Annotated in this window: 16 protein-coding genes; 10 read left to right on the forward strand and 6 right to left on the reverse strand. The window is 71.3% G+C overall.

Translation table 11 applies throughout. The annotated features are described in order from the left end of the window. The first annotated feature begins 132 nt into the window (after positions 1 to 132). Positions 133 to 606, forward strand: coding sequence for an S-ribosylhomocysteine lyase (locus RWH44_RS08915; protein WP_316004317.1), 474 nt, complete (start codon positions 133 to 135; stop codon positions 604 to 606). A gap of 125 nt (positions 607 to 731) precedes the next feature. Here RWH44_RS08915 and glgC read toward each other — a convergent pair whose 3' ends face one another. Further along, complete coding sequence (glgC, locus tag RWH44_RS08920) at positions 732 to 1,976, reverse strand: glucose-1-phosphate adenylyltransferase (RefSeq protein ID WP_298873022.1); 1,245 nt, start codon at positions 1,974 to 1,976, stop codon at positions 732 to 734. A 76-nt stretch (positions 1,977 to 2,052) separates the two neighbouring features. Between glgC and glgA the strand changes: the two genes are divergently transcribed. The 3 genes from glgA (at position 2,053) to RWH44_RS08935 (ending at position 4,626) form a co-directional block, all read left to right on the forward strand. After that, positions 2,053 to 3,243 carry a glycogen synthase gene (glgA, locus tag RWH44_RS08925; RefSeq protein WP_316004318.1) on the forward strand — a complete coding sequence of 397 codons (1,191 nt, stop codon included), beginning with the start codon at positions 2,053 to 2,055 and terminating at the stop codon, positions 3,241 to 3,243. 185 nt (positions 3,244 to 3,428) lie between these two features. Continuing rightward, entirely contained in the window at positions 3,429 to 4,211 is a 783-nt protein-coding gene (locus tag RWH44_RS08930; RefSeq protein WP_316004319.1) for an ABC transporter ATP-binding protein, read from the forward strand. A 163-nt stretch (positions 4,212 to 4,374) separates the two neighbouring features. Then, positions 4,375 to 4,626: a type B 50S ribosomal protein L31 gene (locus RWH44_RS08935; RefSeq protein WP_055837630.1), complete on the forward strand. Its 252-nt coding sequence runs from the start codon at positions 4,375 to 4,377 to the stop codon at positions 4,624 to 4,626. Between the two features lie 103 nt (positions 4,627 to 4,729). On the opposite strand, the gene RWH44_RS08940 is transcribed toward RWH44_RS08935, so the two are convergent. Continuing rightward, positions 4,730 to 5,536, reverse strand: coding sequence for a carbon-nitrogen hydrolase family protein (locus tag RWH44_RS08940; RefSeq protein WP_316004320.1), 807 nt, complete (start codon positions 5,534 to 5,536; stop codon positions 4,730 to 4,732). A 63-nt stretch (positions 5,537 to 5,599) separates the two neighbouring features. On the opposite strand from RWH44_RS08940, the gene RWH44_RS08945 reads away from it, so the two are divergent. Next, positions 5,600 to 6,061 carry a GNAT family N-acetyltransferase gene (locus tag RWH44_RS08945; protein WP_316004321.1) on the forward strand — a complete coding sequence of 154 codons (462 nt, stop codon included), beginning with the start codon at positions 5,600 to 5,602 and terminating at the stop codon, positions 6,059 to 6,061. Between the two features lie 242 nt (positions 6,062 to 6,303). Here the strand turns inward: RWH44_RS08945 and RWH44_RS08950 are convergent, their stop codons facing one another. Both RWH44_RS08950 and RWH44_RS08955 read right to left on the reverse strand, forming a co-directional pair. Beyond that, complete coding sequence (locus RWH44_RS08950; RefSeq protein WP_316004322.1) at positions 6,304 to 8,502, reverse strand: HNH endonuclease signature motif containing protein; 2,199 nt, start codon at positions 8,500 to 8,502, stop codon at positions 6,304 to 6,306. Positions 8,503 to 8,659: 157 nt separating this feature from the next. Beyond that, positions 8,660 to 9,394, reverse strand: a complete 735-nt coding sequence (locus RWH44_RS08955; protein WP_316004323.1) for an exonuclease domain-containing protein — start codon at positions 9,392 to 9,394, stop codon at positions 8,660 to 8,662. Positions 9,395 to 9,601: 207 nt separating this feature from the next. Between RWH44_RS08955 and RWH44_RS08960 the strand changes: the two genes are divergently transcribed. Continuing rightward, positions 9,602 to 10,480, forward strand: a complete 879-nt coding sequence (locus RWH44_RS08960) for an alpha/beta fold hydrolase (protein WP_298873009.1) — start codon at positions 9,602 to 9,604, stop codon at positions 10,478 to 10,480. Positions 10,481 to 10,507: 27 nt separating this feature from the next. On the opposite strand, the gene RWH44_RS08965 is transcribed toward RWH44_RS08960, so the two are convergent. Then, positions 10,508 to 11,065: a CGNR zinc finger domain-containing protein gene (locus tag RWH44_RS08965; protein WP_316004324.1), complete on the reverse strand. Its 558-nt coding sequence runs from the start codon at positions 11,063 to 11,065 to the stop codon at positions 10,508 to 10,510. A 71-nt stretch (positions 11,066 to 11,136) separates the two neighbouring features. On the opposite strand from RWH44_RS08965, the gene RWH44_RS08970 reads away from it, so the two are divergent. After that, on the forward strand, positions 11,137 to 12,129 hold the full coding sequence (locus tag RWH44_RS08970) for an EamA family transporter (RefSeq protein WP_316004325.1): 993 nt from the start codon (positions 11,137 to 11,139) through the stop codon (positions 12,127 to 12,129). Positions 12,130 to 12,212: 83 nt separating this feature from the next. Here the strand turns inward: RWH44_RS08970 and RWH44_RS08975 are convergent, their stop codons facing one another. After that, positions 12,213 to 12,686, reverse strand: coding sequence for an Lrp/AsnC family transcriptional regulator (locus RWH44_RS08975; protein ID WP_136585763.1), 474 nt, complete (start codon positions 12,684 to 12,686; stop codon positions 12,213 to 12,215). A gap of 170 nt (positions 12,687 to 12,856) precedes the next feature. Here RWH44_RS08975 and pdhA point away from each other — a divergent pair, with 170 nt between their 5' ends. From pdhA to RWH44_RS08990, 3 genes are read left to right on the forward strand one after another with little or no spacing between them, the layout of a single operon-like run. Next, positions 12,857 to 14,011 carry a pyruvate dehydrogenase (acetyl-transferring) E1 component subunit alpha gene (gene pdhA / locus RWH44_RS08980; RefSeq protein ID WP_437127281.1) on the forward strand — a complete coding sequence of 385 codons (1,155 nt, stop codon included), beginning with the start codon at positions 12,857 to 12,859 and terminating at the stop codon, positions 14,009 to 14,011. Further along, positions 14,008 to 15,015: an alpha-ketoacid dehydrogenase subunit beta gene (locus tag RWH44_RS08985; RefSeq protein ID WP_316004327.1), complete on the forward strand. Its 1,008-nt coding sequence runs from the start codon at positions 14,008 to 14,010 to the stop codon at positions 15,013 to 15,015. Before pdhA ends, RWH44_RS08985 begins: the two co-directional genes overlap by 4 nt. Further along, the gene (locus tag RWH44_RS08990) at positions 15,012 to 16,586 is read left to right on the forward strand and encodes a dihydrolipoamide acetyltransferase family protein (protein ID WP_316004328.1); all 1,575 of its coding nucleotides are present in this window, start codon (positions 15,012 to 15,014) and stop codon (positions 16,584 to 16,586) included. Before RWH44_RS08985 ends, RWH44_RS08990 begins: the two co-directional genes overlap by 4 nt. The last annotated feature ends 70 nt before the right edge of the window (positions 16,587 to 16,656 follow it).

Genomic DNA, 16,656 nt, shown 5'->3' on the forward strand with positions numbered 1-16,656 from the left:
TGGCATCCCGGCCGACGGGCGCCGGACGGCGCCGACACGCGCGTCGCCGTCGCACGGCGTCACGATCGCGACCGGTCCCGGACCGCGCCCGTAGGCTGGAACCTTCCCCCGCCTCCTGAGAAGGGACCCTCCATGGCCGATGTCGAAAGCTTCACCCTGGACCACACCGCCGTCGTGGCGCCCTACGTCCGCCTCATCGGCACGGAGTCGGGCCCGCGCGGAGATGTCATCAGCAACTTCGACCTGCGTCTCGTGCAGCCCAACGAGCAGGAGATCCCCACCGGGGGCCTCCACACCATCGAGCACCTGCTCGCGAGCCTGGTCCGCGACCGCATCGACGGTCTCATCGACATCTCGCCCTTCGGATGCCGCACCGGCTTCCACGTCATCATGTGGGGCGAGCCCGACATCGAGGCCCTCGTCACCGCCATCACCGACTCGCTGCGCGCGATCGCGGAGGACGTGCAGTGGGAGGACGTCCCCGGCACCGACGCGTTCAGCTGCGGCAACTACCGCGATCACAGCCTGCACAGCGCGCGCGAGTGGTCGAGGGCCGTTCTCGACAAGGGCATCTCGCGCGACGCGTTCGCGCGCGTCGGCGTCTGATCCGCGTCGGTCTCCGACCCGCGTGGAACGCACGGGCGCGGATCCGCTCTCGAACGGATGCCGGAAGGGGCGGTGACCAACACGGTCACCGCCCCTTCCGGCATCCGGATTCCCGGACTGCGCGCTCAGGCGTGGACGTGCACGTCTTTCCCGACGACCGTGATGCCCGTCTCGGTGACGGTGAAGCCGCGTGCGAGGTCGCGCTCGCGGTCGACGCCGATCGTGGCCCCGGGCTCGAGCACGACATTCTTGTCGAGGATCGCGCGATGGATGCGCGCTCCCGCTCCCACCTGCACGCTGTCGAAGAGCACCGAGTCGGTGATCGTGGAGCCTCCGCCGGCGAGGGCCCACGGGCCCACGACGCTGCGTTCGAGGTGCGTTCCCGACAGCACCGAGCCCAGCGACACGATCGAGTCGATCGCGTTGCCGATGCGGCCCACCGAGTCGCGCACGAACTTCGCCGGCGGGGCATTGAAGGTCTGCGAGTAGATCGGCCAGTCGGTGTTGTAGAGGTTGAAGATGGGCAGGGTCGAGATCAGGTCCATGTGCGCGTCGTAGAACGACTCGATCGTGCCCACGTCGCGCCAGTAGGACTGATCGCGCGGAGTCGAGCCGGGCACGTCGTTGCGCTGGAAGTCGTAGACGGCCGCCTCGCCGCGGTTGACGAAGTACGGCACGATGTCGCCGCCCATGTCGTGCGCCGAGGTCGGCAGCTCTCCGTCGTGCGTGACCGCCTCGACGAGCGCGTCGGCGTCGAAGATGTAGTTGCCCATCGAGGCGAGCACCTCGTGCGGCGAGTCGGCCAGGCCGGTGGGGTCCTGCGGCTTCTCGAGGAAGGCGCGGATCTTCGTGGCGTCGGTGGGATCGGTGTCGATGACGCCGAACTGGTTCGCGAGCGAGATGGGCTGGCGGATGCCGGCGACCGTGGCGCGCGCGTCGGAGGCGATGTGGGCGTCGAGCATCTGCTTGAAGTCCATGCGGTACACGTGGTCGGCGCCGATCACGACGACGATGTCGGGCTTCTCGTCGCGGATGAGGTTCATGGACTGCAGGATCGCGTCGGCCGACCCCGAGAACCACCGCTTGCCGAGACGCTGCTGCGCCGGCACGGAGGCCACGTAGGCGCCGAGCATGGGCGACATGCGCCACGTCTGGGAGATGTGGCGATCGAGGCTGTGCGACTTGTACTGCGTGAGCACGACGAGCTGACGCAGGCCCGAATTGATGAGATTCGAGATCGCGAAGTCGATCAGGCGGTACTGGCCGCCGAAGGGGACGGCGGGTTTGGCGCGGTCCGCCGTCAGGGGCATGAGTCGCTTTCCCTCGCCGCCGGCGAGGATGATTCCGAAGACCTTCGGCGCTGCAGGCATGGCACCACCCTAGGGGTCGGAGGGGGATGCGGAAACACGTCGTCGGCGCGCCCCGTGCTGTACTACGGTTCGTCTCATGCGCGTCGACATCGTGACCAAGGAGTACCCGCCGGAGATCTACGGGGGAGCCGGAGTCCACGCCACTGAACTCGTCAAGGCGCTGCGCGCCGAGGGCACCGAGGTGCAGGTGCGCGCGTTCGGCGCGGCACGCGACGACGCCGACACGACGTCGTACGGGGTGCCGGCCGAACTCGCTTCGGCCAACGGCGCGATCCAGACCCTCGGCACCGACCTCGCGATCGTGAGCGACGTCGCCGGCGCCGACGTGGTGCACTCGCACACCTGGTACGCGAACTTCGCGGGGCACCTGGCATCCCTTCTTCACGGCATCCCGCACGTCGTGACCGCGCACAGCCTCGAGCCGTTGCGGCCCTGGAAGGCCGAACAGCTCGGCGGCGGCTACGCCGTGTCGAGCTACATCGAGAAGACCGCCTACGAGGGCGCTGCGGCCGTCGTCGCGGTGAGTTCGGGGATGCGCGACGACATCCTGCGCAGCTACCCGTCGCTGGACCCCGCCAAGGTGCGCGTCATCTACAACGGCATCGACACCGAGGCGTGGCATCCGGTGGCCGATGACGACTTCCTCGCGTCGGTCGGGATCGACCCGTCGCGCCCCTCGGTCGTGTTCGTCGGGCGCATCACCCGGCAGAAGGGCCTGCCGTATCTTCTGCGCGCGGCGGAGCAGCTGCCGCCCGAGGTCCAGCTCGTGCTGTGCGCGGGGGCTCCCGATACCCCGCAGATCATGGCCGAGGTGCAGGAGCTCGTGCGCGGGCTCCAGGCGACCCGCGACGGCGTGGTGTGGATCGAACGTCTGCTCCCGCGCGATCAGCTGTGCGCGATCCTCACGTCGGCGACGACGTTCGTGTGCCCCTCGGTGTACGAACCCCTCGGCATCGTGAACCTCGAGGCGATGGCGTGCGGTGCGGCCGTGGTCGGCACCGCGACCGGGGGGATCCCCGAGGTCGTCGTCGACGGGGTGACCGGTCGACTCGTGCCGATCGAGCAGGTGCAGGACGGCACGGGGACCCCCGTCGACCCCGAGCGTTTCGTCGACGACCTCGCCCGGGTGCTGACGGAGGTCGTGACGGATGCCGAGACCGCCCGCGCCTACGGCGAGGCGGGGCGTCAGCGTGCCGTCGACGCCTTCAGCTGGGGAGCGATCGCGCAGGAGACGGCGGCGCTGTACGCGGAGGTCGCGGGGAAGTAAGGCTCCGGTCGTTCTCGCTCCGGGCCCGTTCCGATGTCCTACGCCGGGTCGCGGCGCACGGGCGCGGGCTCCTTCACGGGGACCTGGGGCACGCCGAAGTCGCCGGGGAGCGGCAGGGAGAAGCTCCCGCTCCACAGGGCCGCGTGGCATCCGGGACCCGCTGACTCGGACAGTAGGCTGGATTCATGCCTCAAGTGCTCGAGTTCGCCGACGTCGTCGTCCGCCGGAACGTGCGGGACATCGTGTCCCACCTCGACTGGACGGTGTCGGATGACGAGCGCTGGGTGGTGCTCGGTCCGAACGGCGCCGGCAAGACCACGGTGCTGCAGCTCGCCGACACGCTCCTGCACCCGACCTCGGGATCGGTGACGATCCTCGGCGAGCGTCTCGGGCGCACCGACGTGTTCGAGCTGCGTCCGCGCATCGGCTTCGCCTCGTCGGCGATGGCTCGTCGTGTGCCGCCCGAGGAGACCGTGCTCGACGTCGTGCTGACGGCGGCCTTCTCGGTCGTCGGTCGCTGGCGCGAGGACTACGACGACATCGACGAACGACGCGCCCTGCGCGTGCTCGCCGAGTGGAAGCTCGACCACCTCGCCGACCGCACCTTCGGCACGCTGAGCGATGGTGAGCAGAAGCGCGTTCAGATCGCGCGAGCGGTCATGACCGACCCGGAGCTGCTGCTGCTCGACGAGCCGACCGCGAGCCTCGACCTCGGGGCGCGCGAAGAGCTGCTGACCCTGCTGTCGGGGTACGCGCAGGCGCCGACGACGCCCGCGATGGTGATGGTGACGCACCACGTCGAGGAGATCCCCGTCGGGTTCACGCACGTCCTGCTGCTGCGCGACGGCGAGGTCGTGGCATCCGGGCCCCTCGATGAGGCCCTCACGGCCGAGAACCTCTCGGCGACCTTCGGTCTCGAGATCACGCTCACGCACGAGGCGGGGCGGTACGCGGCTCGCGCGGTGTGACCGCACGCGGGTAACCCTCGGCTTCGGCTTCGGCTTCGGCTTCGGCTTCGGCTTCGGCTTCGGCTTCGGCGCGAGCCTGGTAGACTCTTTCGTTGGTGCCTCCGGCGCCGCAGACTTTGACGTCCTGGCAGAATCCAGGGCACCACTTCTCAAAGGACCTCCCATGCAGACTGACATCCACCCCACGTACAAGGCCGTCGTGTTCCGCGACCTCGGTTCGGGCGACACCTTCCTCACCCGTTCAACCGTCTCGAGCGACAAGACGATCGAGCTCGACGGTGTGGAGTACCCCGTCATCGACGTGGAGATCTCGTCGGCCTCGCACCCGTTCTACACGGGCAAGCAGCGCATCATGGACTCGGCCGGCCGCGTCGAGAAGTTCAACCAGCGCTTCAAGAACTTCGGCGGTCGTTGATCCGCAGCGACTTTCGCGACGGAAGCCCCTCGTCCTTCGGGACGGGGGGCTTCCGTCTTGTCGGAACGGGCCACTGCCGGTGCGGACGCCGCTCGGCTCCACGTCAGCGATCGAGCGCGAGGTCGTCGAGGTGGCGGTGCGGGCCGAGGTCGGGTCGGCGGTCTCGCCACATCCGCTGGTCGTCGCGCACCGTGGCGATGAGCTCCGGGTCGATGTCGACCACGGCGATGCCCTCACGGTGCTGGACGCTTGCGACACGGCGTCCGAGGGGATCGAAGACCGCCGAGCCGCCGATGAAGTCGTACGGGGCGCCGACGAGACCGCTGAAGACGACGTACATGCCGTTGTCGAGCGCTCGGGAGGCGTAGTGCAGGTCGCGGCGCCGTTCGCCGCCCGGGAAGTAGGCTCCGCTGTTGACGTACACGGTGGCACCGGATGCCGCGGCTGCGGCCGCGTGCTCGGGGAAGTTGGCGTCGTAGCAGACCGAGAGGGCGACACACGTGCCGTCGACCTCGAACGAGAACCCGCCTCCACCGGCCGTGAACGTCTCCCGCTCGGGGGCGTGGAGGTGTTGCTTGTCGTAGGCGGCCAACGGCGCGCGGCGCGGCGCGAGGACGACGTCGGTCAGGGTGCGGCGGTCGCCGCGATCGAGGGCGGTGTTGACGATCGCGATGATGCCCGTGTCATCCACGACGTGCTGGATCGGTGCGAGCCAGGCGGTGTCGTCGAGGTCGGGCAGCGGGCGCGCGAAGACCGCGGTGTCGTACCCGGTGGGGAACGCCTCGGGGAACACCACCACCGACGCTCGTGCAGCGGCCGCCTGCGCGGTCAGCTGTGCCGCGCGGTGCACGTTGTGCGCGACGTCGCCGGGCCACGCCTCGGCCTGGACGGTGGCGATGCGGGAGGTCACCGGATCATCCTGTCAGCCGTCGGGGGCGCGCGTTCGCGAGCGAGGGCTGGTTAGCTCGAGCACGTGGAGTTGCAGCGATGTCGAACGCCCGATGAGCTCGCGGACCTCGAGCAGTTCCTCCGTTCAGTCGACCTGACGGTGACCGGGTTGAGCGACGCGTCGGTACACGTGTGGGTGGAGCGGGATGCTGACGGCGCCATCGTGGGCAGTACCGGGTGGGAAGTGAGCGGCGACGGCTGTCACGCGTTGATCCGCAGTGTCGCCGTCTCGCCTCAGCGACGACAGGGCGGACGAGGGCGTGCGCTGGCCGAGTTTGCCTTGAACCGCGCGGCCGAGGCGGGCGCGCGCACGGCCTGGCTCTTCAGCCGACGCTCCGGCGGGTTCTGGCAGGGTCTCGGTTTCAGCCCGGCCGACCGTGAGCAGCTGGCCGAGGTGCTCGCCGAGACGCATCAGGTGCGGATGTTCCGGCGCACGGGCCGGTTGCAGGACGAGGTCGCGTGGGTGCGGGTGCTGCGGGCGGAGTGAGGGCGCTGTCGGGGCGGCGATGCGAGCGGTGGGTGATTTTGCGCGCGGCGAGGTGACGGATGAGTCCGCGCGGGGTGGCGCGGGCGGGTTGGCGCGGCGCATTGCGGGTTGGCGCGAGCGGGTTGGCACGGCGCGGGGTTGCGCGGGCGGGGTGGCGCCGCGCGGGGTGAAGCGAGCGGGTTGGCGTCGCGCGGGTTGGCGTCGCGCGGAGTGGCGCCGCGCGGGGGTGGCGCGAGCGGGTGTCAGAACGGGGGCGGGTCGACGTCGTACCTCGCCCCGAGGGGTGAGGTCCACGACGTGTCGTCCGACACCGTCGCCGACGGTGACCACCGCGTGTCGTGGCGGATCCGGTGATGGTGACGGCATTCGGGGTCGAGGTTGTCGGCGTCGGTCGTACCGCCGTCGACCCATGCCCGACGGTGGTCGATGTCGCAGTCAATCGCGGAGCGGGCGCACCCGGGAAAGGCGCACGTGGGTGAGGTGATACCGAGCCACCGTCGGAGCGCGACCGGAACGCGATAGGTCTTCCGATCGAGCGCGAGCGGCACCGCGGTGACCGGGTCGGTGAGCAGACGGACCCACGATGTCGCTCCTCCGGCCAGACGACGTGCGGTGTCGAGGTCGATAGGACCGTATCCCTCCAGCGTGGCCGGCTCTCGGCCCGCGCCGAGCAGGGTGAGCGCGGGCACCGTCAGGATGACGGTGGCCTGCACGGGTGAGGGTGCCGGATGCCGAGCTGCGAGGGCGTTCTCGTGGGGTCGCGGCGACTCTCCGGCTGATCCCTCCGTGCCGGTGGCGGATGCGTCGTCGGGCCGCGGCGATGACGGGGTGGTGCCGAGAACGGGAGAGCTCCCATCGGGTGGCCGGGAAGCCGGTGAAGTACCGGGGGAGTATCCCTCGAGAGAGGGGCATTCCGGTCGTCCGTGTCGGCGGTCGGAGGAATTGGCATCGAGTGGTGGGGCCGCCGGTCGCGTGCCGCGGGAGTCGCCCACGGGAGAAGATTTTCCCCGTCGTGCGTGTTGCGGGGTGGGGTAGTGCTCGTGCCGCGTCGTCCACACCCGTCGAGCATCGGTGGGCCCGTCGTCGGAGGGAGGAGGGGCGGCGTCACCGGCGGGCCGCACGACGAGATCGGCGAGGACGTCGGCACGCAACTGTGCGAGCGTGCGTTCCTCGTCCGCCGCGGCCCGGAGGTGACGGGCGGCCCGATCGAGTTGCGCCATCACCCCGCGCGCGTCGGCCGCCGGGAGCAGGGCGCTCAGCGAAGCCATTCCGTCGAGTTCCGGCGTCATCCAGACCCCTCGATCGACCGCCGCCCGACGGTGTCGCTCGTCGACGGATTCGGCGTGCACCTTCTCGCGGATCGCCCGGGCGGCGACGGCGAACTTCGCGGGGACGAGACGGACCGCGCGGTCCGTGACGGCGGTGTCGAACGCGTGCCAGACGGCGGCGCTCTCGTCGGCGGAAGGGGCGGTCGCCTCAGCATCCGCGCGTGCGTCGGAAGCGCCCGCGTCGACAGGGCTCGCGTCGGCGGAAGCGGCGGCCGCGTCGCCCTCGGCGCTCGGGTCGACAGCACTCGGGTCTTCGGAAGCAGGGGTCGCGTCGACACCGTTCTCCGGGCCGTCGCCGTCAGCCGGGGATGCCGTCACGAACGGGGCAGCGGGGAGCGAGTCGGCGAGCCGGGCGGTCTCGATCGCGTGGCGCTCCGAGGTGCGGCCGTCGGTGAACGTCCGCCACAGGCGGGGGCATCGCTCCTTCAGGGTCTGGGCACGAGTCGCACGGGCTCGGACGGTCTGCTCCGATACGCGCAGGCGCAGGGCGATCTCGGCGACGGCGGCCCGCTGAGCCATGTCGAGGCGGTCGCGCCGCACGGCCGCTGCCGTGCGGCCGCGCCGGTCGTGCCAGGCGCGGTCGAGCGTGGGATCGGGACCGACCCAGGGCGTGGGGTCGGCGATCGCGTCGGCGAGGATCTCGGCGATCAGCCGATATTTCTCGGCGGTCGCGCGATGCCGCTCGGCCACGACGAGCTCGAGGTGGCCGAGCCTCGCGTCGAGATCGGAAGCCGCCGCCTCGGTGCCCGGGGCGCCGGACCCGCCGTCGCGCCAGTCGACCGACTCGCTGCCCGTCCAGCCGTCGGGCCGAGGGCCCGGCCATCCGTCCCAGCGTCCATCCGCCCGCACATCCGGCCGGCCGTCCGAGAGCCCGTCGGCGTCGTCGAGGACGGATGCCGGCGCGATGACATCGCGCGGTTCGCCTCCCCGATGGTCGGGGGAGTCCCGCGTCTGCGAATCCTCGTCGTCGACCCACCAGTCGATGTCGGCACTCTCGCGCAGCGCCGCCCACTCGGCATCCAGATCGAGTTCGTCGTCGGTGGGCCACGGGGCACCGTCGCTCGCGCGGAACACCGGCGCGGGCCGGGTGGCGGAACGGGGACGGCGGGTCATGGCACGAAGGTAGCGCGGACCTCCGACATCGCCCCGCGGTGCGCGGAGACTGATCGACGGCTGGGAGCGGCCCTCCGGATTCCGCGGCACGTCTCGCTCAGCCGGGAGTACGCCTCACGGAGCTCGGAGAACGCGTCGCGCCGACGTGCAACGTCGATCAGCGGATCGGCCACGCCCCGTCGAGCGGGGGAGCCGTGGCATCCAACCGCCCGATCTTCACGAAGTACTCCGTCAGGCTCGCGGCCTGCGCGCGAGCCCACGCGATCTGACGGGTGTGCAGTTCGTCGAGGGTCTGCGGCATCCAGGGTCCGAACTTCTCGGCGAGAGCGAGGGCCAGGCGACCGGCTGCGACCGCGTCGGCGCAGGCTTCGTGGGCGGAATCGAGAGGGACGGCGTAGTGCTCGGCGACGACCGACAGGGTGCGCTTGCCGCGACGATAACGGTCGTAGGTCTTGTCGACCACGAGCGGGTCGATCACGGGGGACGGCGCATGGATCGGCGCGACGCCGTGGCGCACGGCCTCGTTCTTCAGCAGGGAGAAGTCGAAGGGCGCGTTGTAGGCGACGACCGGGATGCCGGCGGCGAACAGCGCCCCGAGCGCCTCGACGACCTCGGCGACCACGCGTGGGGCGGGAGCTCCGTCGGCGCGAGCGCGCTCGGTGGTGATGCCGTGGATGGCCGCGGCTCCGGCGGGGATGTCGATACCGGGGTCGGCCAGCCAATCGCGGGCGTCGATCACGTTGCCGTCGACGTCCAGCACGCCGACGTGCGCGGTGACGATGCGATCGCGTTCCACATCGACACCGGTGGTCTCGAGATCGAACACGCCGATCACGCGCGCCCACTCGGGCGTCTGGAAGAGGGGGAGCGGCTCGGCCTGCCACGTGGTCATGGGGCCACGGTAGAACGGGCGTCCGACATGGCCGTCGAGGCGCGCAGGGTCGGGGCGTGGTGGAGGGGGCCGGATGCCGCGGCCGGCCGGTTTCATGGGGGCGCGCGTTACGGATGCCGGGGAACGAGCGCGCTCCGGCGACCGCAGCCCGGCGCGGAGGGCCGGAGTCCTCAGGGCGATGTCGGACCCCCCTCGTAGACTCGACCCATGCCGAACCCCTACGCCGACCGTCTCGCCGAGATCACCGTGGAGCGGCACGAGATCGACGTCCTGGGCGGCACCACGGCCTACTGGGTCTACGGAGACGACGACGCGGCGTCCACGATCGTCGCGGTGCACGGGTTCCGCGGTGAGCACCACGGACTCGATCCCGTCGTGGCGCACCTCCCCGGCATCCGGGTGATCTCTCCCGATCTGCCGGGGTTCGGCGAGACGGCGCCCCTGGCGGAGCGCTCGCACGACCTCGAGACGTACGCGCAGTGGCTGCGCGCCTTCGTCGAAGCGGTCGCGCCGGGCGCGGTGGTGCTCGGGCATTCGTTCGGGTCGATCGTGTCGGCCGCCGCTGTGGCGGGCGGGCTCGAGACTCCGAGGCTCATCCTCGTCAACCCGATCGGCGCGCCCGCGCTGGAGGGGCCGCGCGGCATCCTCACTCGGCTCGCGGTGTTCTACTACCTCGCCGGGGCGAAGCTCCCGCGCGCGATCGGCGAAGGGCTGTTGCGCAACGGGCTCATCGTGCGGGTCATGAGCAACGCGATGGCCAAGACCCGCGATCCCGAGCTGCGCCGGTTCGTCCACGAGCAGCACGACGAGTACTTCTCACGCTTCGCCGACCGCGACGTGCTGCACGAGGCGTTCGTGACGAGCGTGTCTCACGACGTCCGCGAGTTCGCGCCGCGCATCACGCAGCCCACGCTTTTGATCGCCGCCGAGAAAGACGACATCACCCCGATCGAGGCGGAGCGGCACCTCGCGACGCTCTTCCCGGATGCCGAGCTGGTGGAGATCCCCGACGTCGGGCACCTCATCCACTACGAGACGCCGCAGGCCGCGGCATCCGCGATCCGGGGGTTTCTCGGCGAAGGGTGACGGGGCAACGCGCGGCGGGGGCGCGCTCTACGCCGTCTCCGCCTTCCGCTTCCGGTACGCGTTGACGTTCATGCGGTTGCCGCAGTTGCCGGAATCGCAGTACCGCTTCGACCCGTTCTTCGAGAAGTCGACGTAGACGCCGTCGCAGTCGTCGGCGTCGCAGACGCGGATGCGGGCGTACTCGTCGGCGCGGATCACGTCGACGAACGCCATCGCGGTCTCCACGAGCATGCGCTGAGCGAGATGATCCGACGCCTCCGAGGCGTGGATGTGCCAGTCGAACTCGTCGTGCCGCACGAGCTGAGGGAGGGCGCGACCGTCGCGCAGCATCGCGTTGACGAGGGGCACGGCCTCGTCGCGGTCGACGCTCCACAACGCCTGGATCCGCGGACGGATGCCGCGCACGGCGGCGAGTTCGCGCTCGTCTCGCGCGCGCGAACCGGTGTAAGTGTGACGCGTGGCGAAGTCGTCGAGCTCCGCCATCGTCGTGAGGGTGTCGATTCCGCTCACCTCGGTGTGGGGCAGGGTGTTCACCAGTTCGACGGTCGCGCGCAGCACCAGTTCGGTGTCACGGATGAAGACCATGTTGACTCCTGACATTCCCAGGTCGTACTGTCACGAGTGTAAACGCTCTTGACCCCTGACAGCAGGCCCGCATGACCACGTCGTCCGTCACCCTTCCCCGCCCCACCCGCCACGGCTCCGGAGCCGTCACGGGGCTCCTCATCGCCGTCGCCTCGGCCCTCGCGTTCTCCTCCAGCGGTCCGTTCGTGAAGCCGCTCCTCGACGGGGGCTGGTCGCTCGGCGCCGTGCTCCTCGTGCGCATGGGCGTCGCCGCCCTGCTGCTCTCACCCGCGCTCATCGGGGCGATCCGCCGACAGCGGGGCTTCCTCCGCCGTCACGGTCTGCTCATCGTCTCGTTCGGTCTGACCGCCGTCGCCGGATGCCAGCTGTTCTACTTCGCCGCGATGCAGCGGATGCCGGTCGCCGTGGCGCTCCTGATCCAGTACATCGCTCCGGTGCTCATCGTGATCGCCGTGTGGGTGCGCACCCGGCGCGCCCCCTCGAAGGCGGTGCTGATCGGCTCGGTCGTCGCGATGGCGGGGCTCGTCCTCGTCGTCGACATCAGCGGGGCCCGCTTCGACCTGCTCGGCACGATCTTCGCGCTGTGCGCCGCGGTGTGCGCCGCCGCGTACTTCGTCATCGCGGGACGCGCGGGCGACGATCTGCCGCCCCTCGCGCTCGCCGCCGGCGGCCTGCTCACCGGCACCCTGCTCATGGGGGTGCTGGTGCTCACCGGAGTGCTGCCGTTCGCTGCCCCGTCGATCACGGTGGCGCTCGCGGGACTCGAGGTCCCCGGCATCCTGCCCCTGCTGTGGGTGGGCGCCGTGGCCACGACCCTCGGATACGCGCTCGGGGTGATCGCGGTGCCGCTCATCGGGTCGCGCCTGGCGTCGTTCGTCGGGCTCAGCGAGGTGCTGTTCGCGCTCGGGTTCGCCTGGCTGCTGCTGGGGGAGACGCCCGCGCCGGTGCAGTTCGTCGGGGGAGCGCTCATCCTCGTCGGGGTGGTGCTCGTGCGCCTGGATGCCGGGAGCCCGGTCGAACCGAAGGCGGAGACGGCGAGCATCCCGGTGGTGCCGGCGCCCTGAGGCGGCGCGGGTTCCGATTCCTTCGACAGGCTCAGGGACCCGGGCTCGGGGACCTCGGGTGGGCGTGGGGAAGCGGGTTCGGGTCAGATCTCCTCGCGTGCCAGCTGCATCAGCGGGCCCACGCGGTAGCCGATCACCTCGCCCATCACGAGCGAGGTCTCGGTGCGCTCGACGCCCTCGATCGCGAGGATGCGCGCGTCGGTGTCGAACAGGTGCTGGGTGTCGCGGCACGCGACCCGCACGAGCAGGTCGACCTGACCGCTCAAGCCGTGGGCCTGCAGCACCTCGGGGACCTTCGCGAGCTCCTCGCGGATCGCCGGGAGCTCGGCCTGGCGCACCGTCACCTGCAGGAACGCCTCGATCGGGAACCCCAGTGCCTCGGCCGAGAGCGTGCGTTCGAACGACAGGAACACGCCCCCGCGTTCCAGGCGACTCATGCGCGCCTGCACGGTGTTGCGCGAGAGTCCGAGCTTCTCGGCGAGCGCGACGACGGTGGCCCGCGGATCGGCGGACAGGGCGCGGAGGAGGTCGAGGTCGACCGCGTCGAGCTTGCTCATGCTGCGAAACATTAGCAGTGTCTCCGCCTCGGGCAATGGGCACCTTGCTCAATATGACGACGAGGTCTTGAGCGGGGTGCATTCCGCGCGTACGGTCGGCCTCGTCGGCGGTGTTGCCGACGCCCGGACCGCCCCGGCTCTCACGAGGAGCCCGGGCCGCACCTGGAGGGATGACGATGACGTACACCCAGACCACGCCGGAACACGGAGCCGCCGACCGCGGATCCGCCGACACCCGCGGCGACGTCGACGACGTCTCCCGCGTGCTCGAGCCCGACGGCTCGCGCGTCCCGGATGCCGAACTCGACCCGTGGATCGCCGACCTCTCGCCGCACGAGCTGCGCGCCCTCCACCGCGACATGGTCCTCACCCGGCGACTGGATGCCGAGGGCGTGGCCCTCCAACGCCAGGGTCAGCTCGCGCTGTGGGCCCCGTGCCGCGGCCAGGAAGCCGTGCAGGTGGGCACCGCGCACGCCCTCGCCCCGGGCGACTTCGTCTTCCCGAGCTACCGCGAGCACGGCGTGCTGCTCGGCCGTGGCGCGAAGCCCGCCGATTACGTGCTCGCTTGGCGCGGCGAGGAGCACTCGGCCTACGACCACACCTCGATCAACGCCGCTCCTCCGCAGATCATCATCGGCGCGCAGTCGCTGCACGCCACCGGCTGGGCGATGGGCGCTCAGCGCGACGGCTCCACCGACGTGGCGGTGGCGTACTACGGCGACGGGGCGACGAGTCAGGGCGACGTCAACGAGGCGATGGTCTTCGCCTCGTCGTTCCGCGCTCCCGTGGTCTTCGTCTGCTCGAACAACCAGTGGGCGATCAGCGAACCCGTCACCGTGCAGGCGAAGTACCCGATCGCGGGCCGCGCGCCGGGCTTCGGCATCCCGAGTCTGCGCATCGACGGCAACGATGCCCTCGCCTGCGTCGCCGCGATGCGCTGGGCACTCGATCGCGCCCGTCGGGGCGAGGGGCCGTCGTTCATCGAGGCCGTGACCTACCGCATGGGACCGCACACCACGAGCGACGACCCCACGCGCTATCGCGACGCCGACGAGGTCGACGCGTGGGCGCAGCGCGACCCGATCACGCGCCTCGAGGCGTACCTGCGCGCCGAGGGGGTGCTCGACGACTCGGGCCTGGACGAGGTTGCCCGTGCCGCCGACGCCCTCGCCGCCGATGTGCGCGCCGCCTGCATCGGCGCCACCACCCGGGCTCCCGGGACGATGTTCGACCACGTCTACGCCGAGCCGCACGCGGGCCTCGCCCGCCAGAAGGCCGAGTACGTCGACTACCTCGCCGGCTTCGCGAAGGAGGGCGCACGATGACCGCGCTCACCCTGGGTGCCGCGATCAACGCGGGCCTGTCGAAGGCGCTCGAGACCGACGAGAAGGTCCTGCTCATGGGCGAGGACATCGGCAAGCTCGGCGGCGTCTTCCGCGTCACCGACGGTCTGCAGCGGCGTTTCGGCGCGCAGCGCGTCGTCGACACCCCTCTCGCCGAGGCCGGCATCGTCGGCACCGCGGTGGGGCTCGCCCTGCGCGGATACCGGCCCGTCGTCGAGATCCAGTTCGACGGGTTCGTCTACCCCGCCTTCGACCAGATCGTCTGCCAGGTCGCCAAGCTGCACTACCGCAGCAACGGCCGCATCCGGATGCCGCTGGTCATCCGCATCCCGTGGGCCGGGGGAGTGGGCGCGGCCGAACACCACTCCGAGTCGCCCGAGGCGTACTTCGTGCACACGGCGGGACTCCGCGTGGTCGCCGCGAGCAACCCGCAGGACGCCTACGTGATGCTGCGTCAGGCCGTGGCATCCGACGATCCCGTCATCTTCTTCGAGCCCAAGCGCCTGTACCACTCCAAGGGCGAGGTCGATCTGGACGCCGATCTGGCCGATGCCCCGCCGATGCACCTCGCGCGCGTCGCCCGCGAGGGCACCGACGCCACGATCGTCACTTACGGCGCCCAGGTGCGCACCGCGCTGGACGCAGCCCTCGCCGCCGAGGACGAGGGCGTCTCGCTCGAGGTCATCGACCTGCGCTCGCTGTCTCCGATCGACATGAACACCGTCGCGGCATCCGTGCGCAAGACCGGCCGCGTCGTCGTCACGCACGAGGCCGCGCGGGAGGCGGGGGTGGGGGCCGAGCTCGTCGCGAGCATCACCGAGCAGTGCTTCGAGTACCTCGAGGCGCCGCCGCAGCGGGTGACGGGTCACGACATCCCGTATCCGCCGTCGAAGCTCGAGAAGCACCACGTGCCCGACCTCGATCGCATCCTGCACGCGGTCGACCGTGTCCGGGACCGCAGCGCCGGATCGGAGGTCGTGCGGTGATCGCGGAATTCCTCCTCCCCGACCTCGGCGAAGGGCTCCCCGAGGCGGAGATCGTGCAGTGGCACGTGTCGGAGGGCGACGCGGTCACCCTCAACCAGACGATCGCGGAGGTCGAGACGGCCAAGGCCATCGTCGAGATCCCCTCGCCCTACGCCGGAACCGTGCAGGGGCTGCACGCCGCGGCCGGAGACGTCGTCGCGGTCGGCTCGCCGCTGGTGTCGTTCGCCGTCGAGGGGGCGGATGCCGAGACCGCGGCGCCCGCGGACCTCACGGCCTCGCACGCCGGCTCGGGGTCCGCTCCCGTCGACGCGAGCGCGCTGTCTGCCGAGGCGGGTCGGGCCGCGTCCGCCGAGGCCGCCCCGGCGGTCCGTCCCGCGGACACGGAGCGCGACACACCGACCACGACCGCCGCCGAGCGGCGCGCCTCGACAGATCTCCGCTCGACGGTCGCCGAGCCGGCGGCCGAGGAGCGGTCCACCCCGAACCTCGTCGGCTACGGTGCCGCTCCGAGTTCGGGCAGCCGGCCGAAGCGCCGCGCTCGCGCCGCCGGAGGCACCGCCACCCTCGACGCCGACACGGCCGTGCGCGAGGCGGCGCCCCACGACGCGGTGCGCACCGGCCCGATCGATCTGCCGCTCGAGCGTCCGCGATCGACGCCCCCGGTGCGCAAGCTCGCGAAAGACCTCGGGGTCGACCTCGTGCTCGTCGCGGCCGCGCACCCCGGTGAGGTCGTGACGCGCGCGCACGTCGAGGAGTACGCGGCCCGGGTGCCCGTGGCATCCGTCGCGTCGTCGGTCCCCGCGTCGACGGTCCCCCCGGCCGCGTCCCTCCCCGCGTTCGCTCCGGCGGCGTCACCCGTGGCTCCCGGCGATCGGGTCACCCGCACGCCCATCCGCGGCGTGCGCAAGCACACCGCCGCCGCGATGGTGCAGAGCGCCTTCACGGCGCCGCACGCGACGACCTTCCTCACGCTCGACGTCACCGCGACGACCGAGCTCTTGGCATCCCTCAAGACCGACCGCGCTCTCGACGGGCACCGCATCGGCGTGCTGGCCGTCGTCGCGAAGGCCGTGTGCCTCGCCCTCGGGCGCACGCCCGCGCTGAACGCGAAGTGGGATGAGGCGGCGGGCGAGATCGTCGAGCATCACTACGTCGACCTCGGCATCGCCGCCGCGACCGATCGCGGACTCGTCGTCCCGGTCATCCGGGATGCCGACCGCCTGCCGCTCGTCGACTTCGCCGACGCGATCGCCGAGCTCGCGGCCACGGCCCGGGCCGGTCGCACCGCCCCGGCCGACATGACGGGCGGGACGTTCTCGATCACGAACGTCGGAGTCTTCGGGGTGGATGCCGGTACCCCGATCCTCAATCCGGGGGAGGCCGGCATCCTCGCCGTCGGCGCCGTACGGCGCACGCCCTGGGAGCACCGCGGCGAGATCGCCCTGCGGGACGTGCTCACCCTCAGCCTGTCGTTCGACCATCGCGTGGTCGACGGGGCCGAGGCGGCGCGCTTCCTGACCGACGTGGCCGGCGTGCTGCGCGAGCCGGGGCGGGCGATGCTGCTGCGCTGACGCGGTCCGATCACGCATCCCATCTCGAATCGAGGGGCCGGCGACGCCGCCGGCCCCGGACGGAGCCGCC

Source organism: Microbacterium phycohabitans, from assembly GCF_032464935.1.
Lineage (GTDB): Bacteria > Actinomycetota > Actinomycetes > Actinomycetales > Microbacteriaceae > Microbacterium > Microbacterium phycohabitans.

Bases quoted from the DNA above. Each gene is read 5' to 3' on its own strand.
- RWH44_RS08915 (WP_316004317.1), top strand. From the start codon at position 133: ATGGCCGATGTCGAAAGCTTCACCCTGGACCACACCGCCGTCGTGGCG.
- glgC (WP_298873022.1), bottom strand. From the start codon at position 1,976: ATGCCTGCAGCGCCGAAGGTCTTCGGAATCATCCTCGCCGGCGGCGAG.
- glgA (WP_316004318.1), top strand. From the start codon at position 2,053: ATGCGCGTCGACATCGTGACCAAGGAGTACCCGCCGGAGATCTACGGG.
- RWH44_RS08930 (WP_316004319.1), top strand. From the start codon at position 3,429: ATGCCTCAAGTGCTCGAGTTCGCCGACGTCGTCGTCCGCCGGAACGTG.
- RWH44_RS08935 (WP_055837630.1), top strand. From the start codon at position 4,375: ATGCAGACTGACATCCACCCCACGTACAAGGCCGTCGTGTTCCGCGAC.
- RWH44_RS08950 (WP_316004322.1), bottom strand. From the start codon at position 8,502: ATGACCCGCCGTCCCCGTTCCGCCACCCGGCCCGCGCCGGTGTTCCGC.
- RWH44_RS08955 (WP_316004323.1), bottom strand. From the start codon at position 9,394: ATGACCACGTGGCAGGCCGAGCCGCTCCCCCTCTTCCAGACGCCCGAG.
- RWH44_RS08960 (WP_298873009.1), top strand. From the start codon at position 9,602: ATGCCGAACCCCTACGCCGACCGTCTCGCCGAGATCACCGTGGAGCGG.
- RWH44_RS08965 (WP_316004324.1), bottom strand. From the start codon at position 11,065: ATGGTCTTCATCCGTGACACCGAACTGGTGCTGCGCGCGACCGTCGAA.
- RWH44_RS08970 (WP_316004325.1), top strand. From the start codon at position 11,137: ATGACCACGTCGTCCGTCACCCTTCCCCGCCCCACCCGCCACGGCTCC.
- RWH44_RS08975 (WP_136585763.1), bottom strand. From the start codon at position 12,686: ATGAGCAAGCTCGACGCGGTCGACCTCGACCTCCTCCGCGCCCTGTCC.
- pdhA (WP_437127281.1), top strand. From the start codon at position 12,857: ATGACGATGACGTACACCCAGACCACGCCGGAACACGGAGCCGCCGAC.
- RWH44_RS08985 (WP_316004327.1), top strand. From the start codon at position 14,008: ATGACCGCGCTCACCCTGGGTGCCGCGATCAACGCGGGCCTGTCGAAG.